The sequence below is a fragment of the Erwinia psychrophila genome (assembly GCF_039023475.1).
Taxonomy (GTDB): domain Bacteria; phylum Pseudomonadota; class Gammaproteobacteria; order Enterobacterales; family Enterobacteriaceae; genus Erwinia.
The window spans coordinates 990075-1003237 of record NZ_JBCHVB010000001.1 but is presented as its reverse complement, the minus strand read 5'-3'; the positions used below and the strand labels follow the sequence as shown (position 1 = coordinate 1003237).

Sequence of the window (13163 nt, the reverse complement as noted above, 5' to 3'; positions counted from 1 at the left end):
TCGATCGCGAGGCTATGACTATAGCGTAAACCGCTGGTGAAAAGACCAGTAGCGACCGCGTTTTGAGATTAATTCGGCATGGCGTCCCTGCTCGGTAATTTGTCCGCCGTCCATAATGCAAATTTTATCAAAGTCGCTCAGTCCCCGCAGACGGTGGGTGACCACGATTACCGTTTTTCCCTGGCCGACCTGGCGCAGCAGCGCAAGGATATGCTGCTCCGTTTCCGCATCCAGCCCTTCGGTCGGCTCGTCAAGCAGCATCAGCGGCCCTTCATGCAGCACGGCCCTTGCAATCGCCAGCCGCCGCAGTTCACCGCCTGAAAGCTGACGGCCGCCTTCGCCCAGCCAGGCGTTCAGCCCCTGGCCGTCATCGAGTAGCTTCTCCAGACCTACCTGGCGCAGCGCTTGTGCAAGGCGCTCCTCGCTGGCCTGCGGTGCCGCAAGCAGTAAATTATCGCGAAGCGTACCGCTGAACAGATGCACACGCTGGGTGACGACGCTGGTGGCTGCCCGCAGGGAAGCCTCATCCCAGCTTTTCAGCGGTATATCATTAAAAGCAATCTCACCCGCCTGCGGATCCCATGCGCGGGTAAGCAGCTGTAGCAGCGTCGACTTTCCACAGCCTGTCCGTCCCAGCAGCGCGATATGTTCACCAGCTGCAACCTCAAGTGAAAAATTATGCAGTACCGGGTCGCCGCTACCGTAGCTGAAACTGAGATTTTTAATACTCAGAGAAATATTTTTGCCGGGATGAATTTTTGCTTCAGAGAAGCGCACGGCTGGCTGCTGTTGCACTATTTGCGTAACCCGGCTGGCCGAGGCCAATACCTGGCCAAGATGCTGGAAAGCGCCGCCAACGGGCGCCAGCGCCTCAAACGCGGCGAGCGCACAGAAGACGAAAAGCGCAATCAGCGCGCCGGGGTGGGTATCTGCCCCCAGCCCGCTCGCGCTGAGCCACAGGATAAGCACGACGGTGAAGCCGGTAATCAGCATCAGCAGTCCCTGCGAAAAGCCGGTCAGGCTGGCCTGTCGCCGCTGTGCCCGTTGCCACTGCGCCTCCGTCTCATCCAGCGCCGCGCGATAACGTGCCTCCGTGCCGTAAAGTTTCAGCTCTGCCTGCCCCCGCAGCCAGGCGGTCAACAGGATACGGTATTGCCCACGCAGTGCCGTCAGGGCTTCACCAGCAGGACGGCCCGCGCGATAAAATAGCGGCGGCAACAGGAGTAAAGTCAGCAGCATCAGTCCCCCCAGCGTGACAGCAAGCTGCCAGTCAAGCCAGCTCAGGCCCAGGGTTACCGTAACGATCACGACCAGCGCGCCGGCCAGCGGGGAGATGACCCGCAGGTAAAGATGATCGAGCGTGTCCACATCGGCGACAAGACGGTTAAGCAGATCGCCCTGTTGATATTGCGCGAGACCCGCGGGAGAGAGTGGAATAAGCCGGCTGAAGGTGAAAACGCGCAGATGCTCAAGCACACGGAAAGTCCCATCGTGGCTGACCAGCCGCTCAAAGTAGCGGGCGGCGGTGCGGATAATCGCCGCACCGCGTACGCCAGCCGCAGGAAGCATATAATTGAAGCTGTAAAGACCCGCTACGCCAGCCAGTGAGGAGGCGGCAAGAAACCAGCCTGACAGGGTCAGCAGGCCAATACTGGCCAGCAGAGTGACAATCGCCAGCACAACGCCAAGTGACAACCGCCAGATGTGGCGGCGGTAGAGGGCTAAATAGGGGGCAAGAATTTTCATTCAACTCTCTCCAGCCGGCGGGACGCCAGTTCTGCAAATGCGCCGGGTTCGCTGCGCAGTCTGGTATAGGGGCCACGCTGAATAATTTTTCCTTCGCGCATCAGCCAGATTTCATCCCAGCTCTCCAGGCGGTCGAGCTGGTGGGTAACCAGCAGGGTGGTCTGACTGAACGACGCCTTCAGCAGCGCTTCGTCAACGCGCTGTTCGCTCTGGCTGTCGAGGCTGGCTCCGGGTTCATCAAGCAACAGCAGTTTACAGCGCCGGTAAAGCGCACGCGCCACCGCAATACGCTGTGCCTGTCCGACAGAAAGGTTCCCCGCCTGTTCATTGGTTTCACTCTCCAGCCCCTGAGGAAGGCGTGAGGCAAACTCCGTCACGCCAGCAAGCGTCATTACCTGTTCAAGCTGTTGGAGGGAATCGTTGCCGTTCATCACGATATTTTCCCGCAGGGTCCGGGCAGGAAGATGCGGGTTTTGTCCAACCCATGCCAGCTGCTGGTGCCAGAAGTCAGGCTGTAGCTCCCGGAGTTCAACGCCATTCACCCGCAGCGATCCCTGATAAGGCAGATTGCCCAGCAGAACATTAAGCAGCGAAGTTTTACCCGCGCCGCTCTGTCCGACCAGCGCAACGCGCATGCCTGGCTTAAGCGTAAAGTCTAACGGCCCAGCCAGCACGGTTCCGCTTATGCTGGTGACAAAAAGCGCTTCGGCACAAATCGTCACGCCCTGAGCTGTATCAATCGTCTGTTCGCCAGCCTGCGGGGGGGGCTCCCCTGCGCCATTCAGAAATGCCTCCAGTGCGTCAGCGCCACCGACGGCCTGCGCTTTGGCGTGGTAAAACGCCCCCATATCACGCAGCGGCTGAAAGAACTCCGGTGCCAGGATCAGCGCGAGAAAACCGGCGAAAAGCGTCACGCCAGCGCCATAGTGGCCGAAATTAAGTTCCCCGAGATAGGAAAAACCGAAGTAAACCGCCACAACGGCGATGGAGAGCGAAGCAAAAAATTCCAGTACGGCCGAGGAAAGGAAGGCCAGACGCAGCACCTCCATCGTGCGGCTGCGAAAATCTTCAGACGCCTGGCGGATAGCTTCTGTCTCAGCGCCGGCGCGATGAAACAGCCGCAGCGTTTCCAGTCCGCGCAGGCGATCGAGAAAGTGACCACTCAGGCGGGCCAGCGCCTTAAAATTGCGCCGGTTGGCATCGGCAGCACCCATCCCTACCAGCGCCATAAACAGCGGGATTAGCGGGGCTGTCACCAGCAGGATCAGTGCTGCCGCCCAGTTGACGGGAAAAAGGGTCAGTAAAATCAGGCCCGGAATAAAGGCGGCCAGCATCATCTGTGGCTGATAGCGCGCGTAATAGTCCTGCATATCTTCAACCTGCTCAAGCAGCAGAGTTGCCCAGCTTCCCGCCGGTTTGCCCTGAATCCACGCCGGGCCGAGCGCATTTAGCCTGTCCAGTACCGTCCGGCGCAGCGCGAGGCGAATCGCCTTGCCATATTCAAAGCCGACCTTTTCGCGTAGCCAGGCAAGCAGAGCGCGTACCGCAAAACAGAGAAACAGCAGAATAAACGAGGGGAGCAGGGCTTCACGCGGCGTGTTGTTAACGATAAGCGCCTGTAACAGCGAAGCCAGCAGCCAGGCCTGGAGGAGAATCATCACGGCGCTCAGCATGCCCAGGCCCTGCGAGAGCCGGAGCCAGCGCTTACCCTGAATATTCTGGCTTTTCAGCCAGCGAAGTAACTGTTGTTGCCGTGTTTTGTCCATAGCCGCCATTACCCAGGGGAGATATGGCCTGGCCACAACATCCCTGCCTTCAGTGGGAGAATTTAGCGGGAATGTTACCCTGCGAAATGCAAAAAGGCGACCTGTGAAGGCCGCCTTTGGCGAGATTAACTCAATGTTTTAACAAGTTACTGAGAGTTTTTAACTAAACCATCCAGATAGCGTTCCGCATCCAGCGCGGCCATACAGCCCGTGCCGGCAGAAGTGATAGCCTGACGATAGATATGATCCATTACGTCACCAGCAGCAAACACGCCAGGTATGCTGGTCTGGGTGGCATTACCATGCAGGCCGGACTGCACCTTGATATAGCCATTCTCCAGCGCCAGCTGATCTTTGAAAATGGCGGTGTTCGGGCTGTGGCCAATCGCGACAAACAGACCGGCAACTTCCAGCTCTTTTGTCTGCTCGTTATCCAGCGCAGAGCGCAGGCGCAGGCAGCTTACGCCCATCTGGTCGCCCATTACTTCATCCAGCGTATGGTTAGTATGCAGCACGATATTTCCACTGCGCACTTTTTCCATCAGCCGATCGATCAGAATTTTTTCTGCACGGAAGCTGTCGCGACGGTGAATAAGATGAACTTCAGAGGCGATGTTGGCGAGATAAAGCGCTTCTTCCACCGCCGTATTGCCGCCGCCAATCACCGCCACTTTTTGATTGCGGTAGAAGAAACCGTCGCAGGTTGCACAGGCGGAAACGCCACGGCCCTTGAATGCCTCTTCGGATGGCAGCCCGAGGTAACGTGCGGAGGCGCCGGTTGCGATAATCAGCGCATCCGCCGTGTATTCACCGCTGTCGCCGGTCAGCCGGAACGGCCGGTTTTGCAGATCGACGGTATGGATGTGGTCAAAAATAATTTCCGTATTAAATTTCTCGGCATGCTCCTGCATACGATCCATCAGTCCGGGTCCGGTCAGATCGTGCGGGTCGCCCGGCCAGTTTTCCACGTCGGTGGTGGTGGTCAGCTGACCCCCTTTTTCAAGGCCGGTAATCAGAACCGGGTTCAGGTTAGCGCGTGCTGCATAGACAGCAGCGGTATAGCCTGCTGGACCTGAGCCCAGAATGAGTAATTTACTGTGTTTGACCGTGTCCATGACACCCTCGTTTTTACTGGCAACTTTTGTGTGATTGTAGGGAATTTGCTGACGCAAAAAAAGCGTTCTCCAATGTTGTTAACAATATCTTCAAGCGGTCTGACCAATTGATCACCCTCAACATGAGGTAAACCGGCTGCGCTAAAATGGGGCAAGGCTGCTGCCTGAGCGTGCAGATAAGGGAAAATAGTCATTTAAAAACAGTCACGCAGCGACACTTCTGGCATGTTGTACTGATTTTGATTGTTTTGCTTTGACAATCGGCTGGTCTTTTGCGAAAACAGTGTGGGAAGCAGAGCGTATTCAGGCGACCAGAGCAGGTTTTTTAACCGGCTTTGCGCATTCGTACGGATAAACTCGGTCTGTCATTGGTCATGACGCATGGTGTGGACAGACAACATGCGTCAGACGGATGGGCGTTTCAAACCGCAGCAGGCTTAAGACTTCACCTCAATCAGTCCTGTAACATTGAACCGGTTCAGGGTATGGCAGGTAAAGGGAAGGCATTAAGAGAGACAATAATAATGGTAGACAATAAGAAACGACCGGGTAAAGATCTCGACAGAATCGATCGCAACATCCTGAACGAACTGCAAAAGGATGGTCGCATTTCCAACGTTGAGCTTTCCAAACGGGTAGGGTTGTCGCCAACGCCCTGCCTGGAGCGCGTCCGCCGTCTTGAAAGACAGGGCTTTATCCTTGGCTATACCGCGCAGCTGAATCCGCACTATCTTGATGCTTCTCTGCTGGTATTCGTTGAGATTACTCTGAATCGCGGGGCGCCCGACGTCTTTGAGCAATTCAATGCCGCCGTGCAAAAACTTGAGGAAACTCAAGAGTGTCACCTTGTTTCGGGCGATTTTGACTATCTGCTGAAAACGCGCGTACCGGATATGTCCGCTTACCGTAAGCTGCTGGGTGAGACCCTGCTGCGCCTGCCGGGCGTGAACGATACGCGGACCTATGTGGTGATGGAAGAAGTGAAACAGAGCAACCGCCTGGTCATTAAAACGCGGTAACACAGGGCAGGTGCAAAACCTGATGGATTTGGGTACACTCCTGTGAATTCATACAGGTTCAGCGTCGGGCTTGCCCGGCGCTGTTGCCTTCATAGTTTACGGGCACCTGGAGAGAACTCTTGAGCCAGGAATACACAGAAGATAAAGAAGTTTCCCTGCAACCGCTGAGCAGTGGGCGTCGCCTGCTGGAAGCATTGCTGATTGTTGTTGCTCTGTTCGCCGTCTATCTGATGGTCGCTCTGATGAGCTTCAATCCTTCCGATCCCAGCTGGTCACAGACCGCCTGGCATGAGCCTATTCATAATCTCGGCGGCGGCGTGGGCGCCTGGCTGGCGGATACGCTGTTTTTCGTCTTCGGCGTGATGGCTTATGCGATCCCTCCGGTCATTCTGGGCCTGTGCTGGATCACGTTCCGCCAGCGTCACGAGCAGGACTACATCGACTATTTTGCCGTGTCGCTGCGGCTGATTGGCGTACTGGCGCTGGTAGTCACCACCTGTGGTCTTGCCGCGCTCAACGCGGATGATATCTGGTACTTTGCCTCCGGCGGCGTGATCGGCAGCTTGCTCAGCAACGCGATGGCGCCCTGGTTCAACGGCGCTGGCGGCACGCTGACGCTGCTCTGTATCTGGGCCGCCGGCCTGACCCTCTATACCGGCTGGTCCTGGCTGACGATCGCTGAGAAGATTGGCGCTGCTGTGATGGGCGTGCTGACCTTTGCCAGCAACCGCTCCCGTAATGAGGAGCGCTGGCAGGATGAGGAACCCACGTATGCCGAACCCCATCTGAAGCAGAGCGCCGAAGTTGGGGAAGAGGATGTGCTGCTGGCAGGCACAGACAAGCCCCACGAAGAAGAGTTCGATCCGCTGTTAAGCCAGCCCGCTTCTTACGTCACGCCTTCGCCTGCGGCCGAACCACGTCAGCAGCCTGCTGCTGCGCCTGAAGTGGCCGTTCAGGAAGTGCCCTTCGCAGCAGCGTCGCCTGCACCAGAATTTGTTTCTGCGGCACCCGCGGTTTCTGAACCTGCAGTAACGCAGGAGAAGCCTGAGCTTTACCACTTTGAGATGCCGCCAGAAACGCCTGTACCTGCTCAGCAGCCTGTTACAGAAGAGGCGATGCCGCGTTCTGTCAGCTGGCAGGAAAACACTACGTCGTCGCCATTTGGCACTGCCGCACCATCGTCACCTCAGCCAGCAGAAGCGGCGGGCGCGCTGACCGGCGGCGACGCAGCCAGGCTGGCAGCAGTCACGGCCACTACGGCAGCGCTGGCACCCGGCGTTACGCCGGAGAGCGCCAACCCGCAGGTGAAGCAGGGAATTGGCCCGGCGCTGCCGCGGCCTAACCCGGTTAAGCTTCCTACCCGCCGCGAACTGGCTTCTTACGGAATTAAATTGCCTTCGCAGCGTATGGCTGAAGAAAAAGCGAAAGAGGAAGAGCTTCGTCAGCAGGAACAGCCCTCTGACGATCGTGCTGCTACACGGCAGGATGAGGGAAGGGAAGCGCAGGACGAAGCCCATCTCCGCGAAGCCTTTATGGCTCAACAGCAGGCGCGCTATGGCGAAGAGTTTGCTGAAGAGGACGAAGAGGCGCTGCAGCAGGCCAGCCTGGCGCGGCAGTTTGCCGCGCAGCAAAGTCAGCGCTATGGTGAAGAGCCGGAACAGCCTGCCTCGCCATCGCTCACGCTGAATACAGCTGACGCATTTAATTTTTCACCTGTGGACGATCTGGTTGATGAAGGTCCGGGCGAACCACTGTTTACCCTTTCCGCCACGCCTGAACCTGAGCAACCTCCGGTTCAACCGCAGTGGCAGCAAAGCCAGCCCTCTCAGGATGTGGTTGCACCTCCGGTGACAGCGCCAGCCTGGCAGGAACACGCCAGCCAGCCACAGGCGAGCTTTGCGCCGTCCGGCGCGATACAGGAAGAAATGCCTCAGGGGCTGACAGAACCAGTTCCGGCGCCGCAGCAACCGTCCGGGCCTGCTGCTCAAACGCCCTGGCAGGCGGAGCCGGTTGCACCACCGGTGGCGGCCACACCACAGCAAGCTTCCCAGTATACAGCACCGGCACAACCTGCTCAGGCTACCGTTGCGCAGCCACCGCAGCCACCGCAGCCTGCCGCAGACAGCCTGTTCCATCCCTTCCTGGTTCGCCATGAGCAGCCGCTGGAGCGGCCGACTACGCCGCTGCCGACGCTGGATCTGCTCTCGGCGCCGCCGGAAGAGGCTGAACCGGTGGATATGTTTGCGCTTGAGCAGACGGCCCGCCTCGTTGAATCACGCCTGGCGGATTACCGCGTTAAGGCGGAAGTGGTGGGCATCTCGCCAGGCCCGGTGATTACCCGCTTTGAACTGGATCTGGCACCGGGTGTAAAAGCCGCACGTATTTCCAATCTTTCCCGCGATCTGGCGCGCTCCCTGTCAGCGGTAGCGGTGCGTATTGTGGAAGTGATCCCGGGTAAACCTTATGTGGGGCTGGAGCTGCCTAATAAACATCGCCAGACCGTTTATATGCGCGAAGTGCTGGAGTGCCCTCAGTTCCGTGACAATCCTTCTCCTCTCGCCGTGGTGTTAGGTAAGGATATTGCCGGACAGCCTGTGGTGGCCGATCTGGCGAAAATGCCACACCTGCTGGTTGCCGGTACCACCGGTTCCGGTAAGTCGGTCGGCGTCAACGCCATGATTATCAGCATGCTCTATAAAGCCACGCCGGAAGAAGTGCGCTTTATTATGATCGATCCAAAAATGCTGGAGCTGTCCGTCTATGAAGGTATCCCTCATCTGTTAACGGAAGTGGTTACTGATATGAAGGACGCGGCTAACGCTCTGCGCTGGAGCGTGGGCGAGATGGAGCGTCGTTACAAGCTGATGTCGGCACTGGGCGTTCGTAATCTCGCCGGTTATAACGAGAAAGTGGAGATGGCGGAAGCGATGGGGCGTCCTATTCCCGACCCGTTCTGGAAGCCAGGCGACAGCATGGAAACCTCGCCGCCGGTGCTTGAAAAACTGCCTTACATTGTGGTGCTGGTCGACGAATTTGCCGATCTGATGATGGCGGTGGGCAAAAAGGTGGAAGAGCTTATTGCGCGACTGGCGCAGAAGGCGCGTGCGGCAGGGATCCATCTGGTGCTGGCCACGCAGCGTCCATCGGTTGACGTTATCACCGGCCTGATTAAAGCCAACATCCCGACGCGTATAGCCTTTACCGTATCCAGCAAAATCGATTCGCGCACTATTCTCGACCAGGCCGGGGCGGAATCCTTATTAGGAATGGGGGACATGCTCTATATGCCGCCTAACTCCTCAATGCCGGTGCGTGTTCACGGTGCGTTTGTCCGCGATCAGGAAGTCCATGCGGTTGTTCAGGACTGGAAAGCGCGTGGCCGTCCTCAGTATATTGAGAGCATCACGGCGGGCGAAGAGAGCGAAAACGGCAGTCTGGGACTGGATGGTGATGAAGAGCTCGATCCGCTCTTCGACCAGGCGGTGTTATTTGTGGTTGAAAAACGACGGGCTTCGATTTCGGGCGTGCAGCGTCAGTTCCGCATAGGCTATAACCGCGCGGCGCGGATCATTGAGCAGATGGAGGCGCAAAGCATTGTCTCTCCGCCGGGTCATAACGGCAACCGCGAGGTGCTTTCACCGCCGCCCCATGAAATGTAGCGGCATAACCTGACAAAGTATTACCGTTACTGACGGGCCGGGGCGACCCGGCCCGTTGAGTTTTATAGGGTTTATCCCCATATCTCTTATCACTGGCCACATTATTCAGCCTAATCTTCTGTTGACAGGGGTGTCGCCTGGCTACAGTTATCCATGAATGCTTCCCCGCTTCCCGGGATAAAAAAGTTTCAATAAGGATGCCGTAATGAAAAAATTAATGATCTCCTGCTGTCTGCTTGCCGCTTTTACCTCTGCCGGTGCGCTGGCTGACGCCTCATCCGCTTTGCAGCAGCGTCTCGACAAAGTAAAAAGCTTTCATGCCACCTTTGACCAGAAGGTGACCGACGGCAGCGGGCAGTCCGTTCAGGAAGGCGAAGGCGAGCTCTGGGTTAAACGTCCAAATCTTTTCAACTGGCATATGACGGCCCCGGACGAAAGTATTCTGATTTCCGACGGCAAAACCCTCTGGTTCTACAATCCATTTGTCGAGCAGGTCAGCGCTACCTGGCTGAAAGATGCCACCAGCAACACGCCCTTTATGCTGATTGCCCGTAACCAGAGTAGTGACTGGCAGCAGTATAATATCAGCCAGCAGGGTGATAAATTCGAGCTGAGGCCTAAGTCTGCCGACGGCAACCTCAAGCAGTTCACGCTTAATGTTTCGGCCAGTGGCACCATCAACCAGTTCAGCGCCATTGAGCAGGACGGTCAACGCAGCAGCTATACGCTGAAAAACCAGCAGAATGGCACCATTGATGCCGCCAAATTCACATTCACGCCGCCGCAGGGCGTCACGCTGGACGATCAGCGTAAGTGAGGTTAGCGTGAGTAATCTGTCTCTGGATTTCTCCCACAACGAGTTTCAACCGCTGGCCGCCCGTATGCGGCCACGCACGCTGGCCGAATATATCGGCCAGCAGCATCTGCTGGCACCCGGTAAACCTTTGCCCCGCGCCATTGAGGCTGGCCATCTGCATTCCATGATCCTCTGGGGGCCGCCAGGCACCGGAAAGACCACGCTGGCAGAAATTATTGGCCACTACGGTAAGGCGGATGTTGAGCGCATTTCAGCGGTGACCTCCGGCGTAAAAGATATTCGCGAAGCGATTGAACGGGCGCGGCAGAACCGCAGCGCTGGCCGCCGGACCATTCTTTTTGTGGATGAGGTCCATCGCTTTAACAAGAGCCAGCAGGATGCCTTCCTGCCTCATATAGAAGATGGCACCATCACCTTTATCGGTGCCACAACGGAAAACCCTTCGTTTGAGCTCAACTCAGCACTTCTCTCCCGCGCCCGCGTATATCTTCTGAAGTCGTTAACCAGCGAGGATATAGAGAGCGTGCTGGATCAGGCGATGCAGGATGGCGAACGCGGCTACGGTAAAGACAATATTGTCCTGCCGGAAAATACCCGCAGGATGGTTGCGGAACTGGTCAACGGCGATGCCCGTCGGGCGCTGAATACGCTGGAAATGATGGCGGATATGGCGGAAGTAAACGGCGACGGCAAGCGGGCGCTGACGAGCCAGCTGCTGAATGAAGTCTCCGGCGAGCGCAGCGCCAGGTTTGATAACAAAGGCGACCGCTATTACGATCTGATCTCAGCACTGCATAAATCGGTTCGCGGTTCTGCACCCGATGCCGCCCTTTACTGGTATGCCCGAATCATTACCGCAGGCGGCGATCCTTTATACGTCGCCCGGCGGCTGCTGGCGATCGCATCGGAAGATGTTGGCAATGCGGACCCCCGGGGTATGCAGGTTGCCCTCGCTGCCTGGGACTGCTTTACCCGCGTGGGGCCAGCCGAGGGTGAGCGCGCTATTGCGCAGGCCATTGTCTACCTGGCCTGCGCGCCTAAGAGCAACGCGGTTTATACCGCCTTTAAAGCCGCGATGCGTGATGCGCGGGATAACCCGGATTATGATGTGCCGGAACATCTGCGTAACGCCCCAACCAAACTGATGAAAGAGATGGGATTAGGGGCGGAATATCGCTATGCGCACGATGAACCGAATGCCTACGCGGCGGGGGAGAGCTATTTCCCCGGCGAAATGGCGCATACCCGCTACTATCAACCCACCGCCCGGGGGCTGGAAGGAAAGATCGGTGAAAAGCTCGCCTGGCTCGCCGCGCAGGATCAAAATAGCCCGACAAAACGCTATCGCTGACAGTGGCGTTGCGGTAAGGTTAGCAAGGAATTCAACGCATTCGCAGGTCGGATGCGTCCCCTCTTTATTCACTCAATCATACTAAGCACAGGACAAGCATGCTCGATCCCAATCTGCTGCGTAACGAGCCAGACGCAGTCGCTGAAAAACTGGCACGCCGGGGCTATAAGCTGGACGTTGATACGCTGCGCGCTCACGAAGAGCGTCGTAAAGTCTTGCAGGTCGAAACTGAAACGCTGCAGGCAGAACGCAACTCCCGCTCCAAATCTATCGGCCAGGCCAAGGCACGTGGGGAAGATATCGAGCCGTTGCGTCAGGAAGTGAACGCACTGGGTGAACGTCTTGACGCCGCCAAAGCGGAACTGGATACGTTGCAAAACGCCATCCGTGACGTGGCGCTGTCGATCCCGAATATCCCTGCCGATGAAGTGCCTGCGGGCAAAGATGACAGCGATAACCAGGAAGTCAGCCGCTGGGGTGAGCCGTTAAAATATGATTTTGCGGTACGCGATCACGTTGAACTGGGAGAAATGGCGGCCGGACTCGATTTTGCTGCGGCCACCAAGCTGACCGGTTCGCGCTTCGTCGTGATGAAAGGGCAGATTGCTCTGATGCATCGCGCGCTCAGCCAGTTCATGCTCGATCTGCATACTGAACAGCATGGTTATCTGGAAACCTACGTGCCTTACCTTGTTAACCATGCTTCACTGTATGGCACGGGCCAGCTTCCTAAATTCGGCGAAGATCTTTTCCACACGCGTCCTCTGGAAGAAGAAGCTTCCAGCAGCGACTATGCGCTGATCCCGACTTCAGAAGTGCCGCTGACCAATCTGGTGCGGGATGAAATCCTGGAAGAGGAATCCCTGCCGCTGAAGTTTACCGCCCATACTCCCTGCTTCCGTTCTGAAGCGGGCGCCTATGGACGCGATACCCGCGGCCTGATCCGTATGCATCAGTTCGACAAAGTGGAAATGGTGCAGATTACCCGTCCTGAAGACTCCATGCAGGCGCTGGAAGAGTTAGCAGGCCACGCCGAGAAAGTGCTGCAGTTGCTGAACCTGCCTTATCGCAAGATGCTGCTCTGCACGGGCGATATGGGCTTTGGCTCAACCAAAACTTACGATCTTGAAGTCTGGTTGCCCGCCCAGGAAACCTATCGCGAAATCTCCTCCTGCTCCAATATGGGCGATTTTCAGGCGCGCCGCATGCAGGCCCGCTGCCGCAGTAAGACCGAGAAAAAACCTCGCCTGGTGCATACCCTTAACGGTTCCGGACTGGCTGTTGGCCGTACGCTGGTGGCCGTGCTGGAAAACTATCAGCAGGCTGACGGTCGTATCGCCGTCCCTGAGGTGCTGCGCCCTTACATGAAGGGACTGGAATTTATCGGTTAATCACCATCCATTCCTTACAGAACCTGCGGCTTCCCCCGCAGGTTTTTTTTCGCCCGCACATACGGCCGAAAGCGGACTCACTCTGGCTGCGCCGTCAGGAAAACTTCTAAAAATAAAAGTTATCGTGAGCAGGAGAGGGCTAAGGCGTAAAGTTGTCACTTTTCATAGAGATAATGCGGCGCGCTACCGTTTCGTTTGTTCCGCTAACCCTTTGTAGATAAAAAATTTTAATCGCTTCGCAGCAAATCGTGCTGGGCGCTTTTTTGAGACATTGACTTTCATTATTCCGGTGGCAATAT

General features: G+C 56.9%; 8 protein-coding genes. 5 read left to right on the top strand and 3 right to left on the bottom strand.

All coding sequences use genetic code 11. The features are described from left to right. Positions 1–18 precede the first annotated feature (18 nt). The 3 genes from cydC to trxB all read right to left on the bottom strand — a co-directional run bounded on the left by cydC (position 19) and on the right by trxB (position 4627). On the bottom strand, positions 19–1746 hold the full coding sequence (cydC, locus tag AAH446_RS04600; protein WP_342905515.1) for a heme ABC transporter ATP-binding protein/permease CydC: 1728 nt from the start codon (positions 1744–1746) through the stop codon (positions 19–21). After that, the gene (gene cydD, locus AAH446_RS04595; RefSeq protein WP_342905514.1) at positions 1743–3512 is read right to left on the bottom strand and encodes a heme ABC transporter permease/ATP-binding protein CydD; all 1770 of its coding nucleotides are present in this window, start codon (positions 3510–3512) and stop codon (positions 1743–1745) included. The genes cydC and cydD overlap by 4 nt, the downstream gene beginning before the upstream one ends. A 146-nt stretch (positions 3513–3658) precedes the next feature. Continuing rightward, positions 3659–4627: a thioredoxin-disulfide reductase gene (gene trxB, locus AAH446_RS04590; RefSeq protein ID WP_342905513.1), complete on the bottom strand. Its 969-nt coding sequence runs from the start codon at positions 4625–4627 to the stop codon at positions 3659–3661. Positions 4628–5151: 524 nt separating this feature from the next. Between trxB and lrp the strand changes: the two genes are divergently transcribed. From lrp to serS, 5 genes are all read left to right on the top strand, one after another. Beyond that, positions 5152–5646 (top strand): leucine-responsive transcriptional regulator Lrp, encoded by a 495-nt coding sequence (lrp, locus tag AAH446_RS04585; protein WP_006118610.1) that lies wholly within the window; start codon positions 5152–5154, stop codon positions 5644–5646. Between the two features lie 119 nt (positions 5647–5765). Beyond that, a complete protein-coding gene (locus tag AAH446_RS04580; protein WP_342905512.1) occupies positions 5766–9305 on the top strand; it encodes a DNA translocase FtsK 4TM domain-containing protein in 3540 nt (1179 codons plus the stop codon). Positions 9306–9510: 205 nt separating this feature from the next. Further along, a complete protein-coding gene (gene lolA / locus AAH446_RS04575) occupies positions 9511–10122 on the top strand; it encodes an outer membrane lipoprotein periplasmic chaperone LolA (RefSeq protein WP_342905511.1) in 612 nt (203 codons plus the stop codon). Positions 10123–10129: 7 nt separating this feature from the next. Continuing rightward, complete coding sequence (locus tag AAH446_RS04570; RefSeq protein WP_342905510.1) at positions 10130–11473, top strand: replication-associated recombination protein A; 1344 nt, start codon at positions 10130–10132, stop codon at positions 11471–11473. A 98-nt stretch (positions 11474–11571) separates the two neighbouring features. Continuing rightward, entirely contained in the window at positions 11572–12864 is a 1293-nt protein-coding gene (gene serS, locus AAH446_RS04565) for a serine--tRNA ligase (protein ID WP_342905509.1), read from the top strand. Positions 12865–13163 lie beyond the last annotated feature (299 nt).

Excerpts from the sequence above, each read along its gene's own strand:
- cydC (WP_342905515.1), bottom strand. The coding sequence starts at position 1,746 with ATGAAAATTCTTGCCCCCTATTTAGCCCTCTACCGCCGCCACATCTGG.
- cydD (WP_342905514.1), bottom strand. The coding sequence starts at position 3,512 with ATGGACAAAACACGGCAACAACAGTTACTTCGCTGGCTGAAAAGCCAG.
- serS (WP_342905509.1), top strand. The coding sequence starts at position 11,572 with ATGCTCGATCCCAATCTGCTGCGTAACGAGCCAGACGCAGTCGCTGAA.
- lolA (WP_342905511.1), top strand. The coding sequence starts at position 9,511 with ATGAAAAAATTAATGATCTCCTGCTGTCTGCTTGCCGCTTTTACCTCT.
- lrp (WP_006118610.1), top strand. The coding sequence starts at position 5,152 with ATGGTAGACAATAAGAAACGACCGGGTAAAGATCTCGACAGAATCGAT.
- trxB (WP_342905513.1), bottom strand. The coding sequence starts at position 4,627 with ATGGACACGGTCAAACACAGTAAATTACTCATTCTGGGCTCAGGTCCA.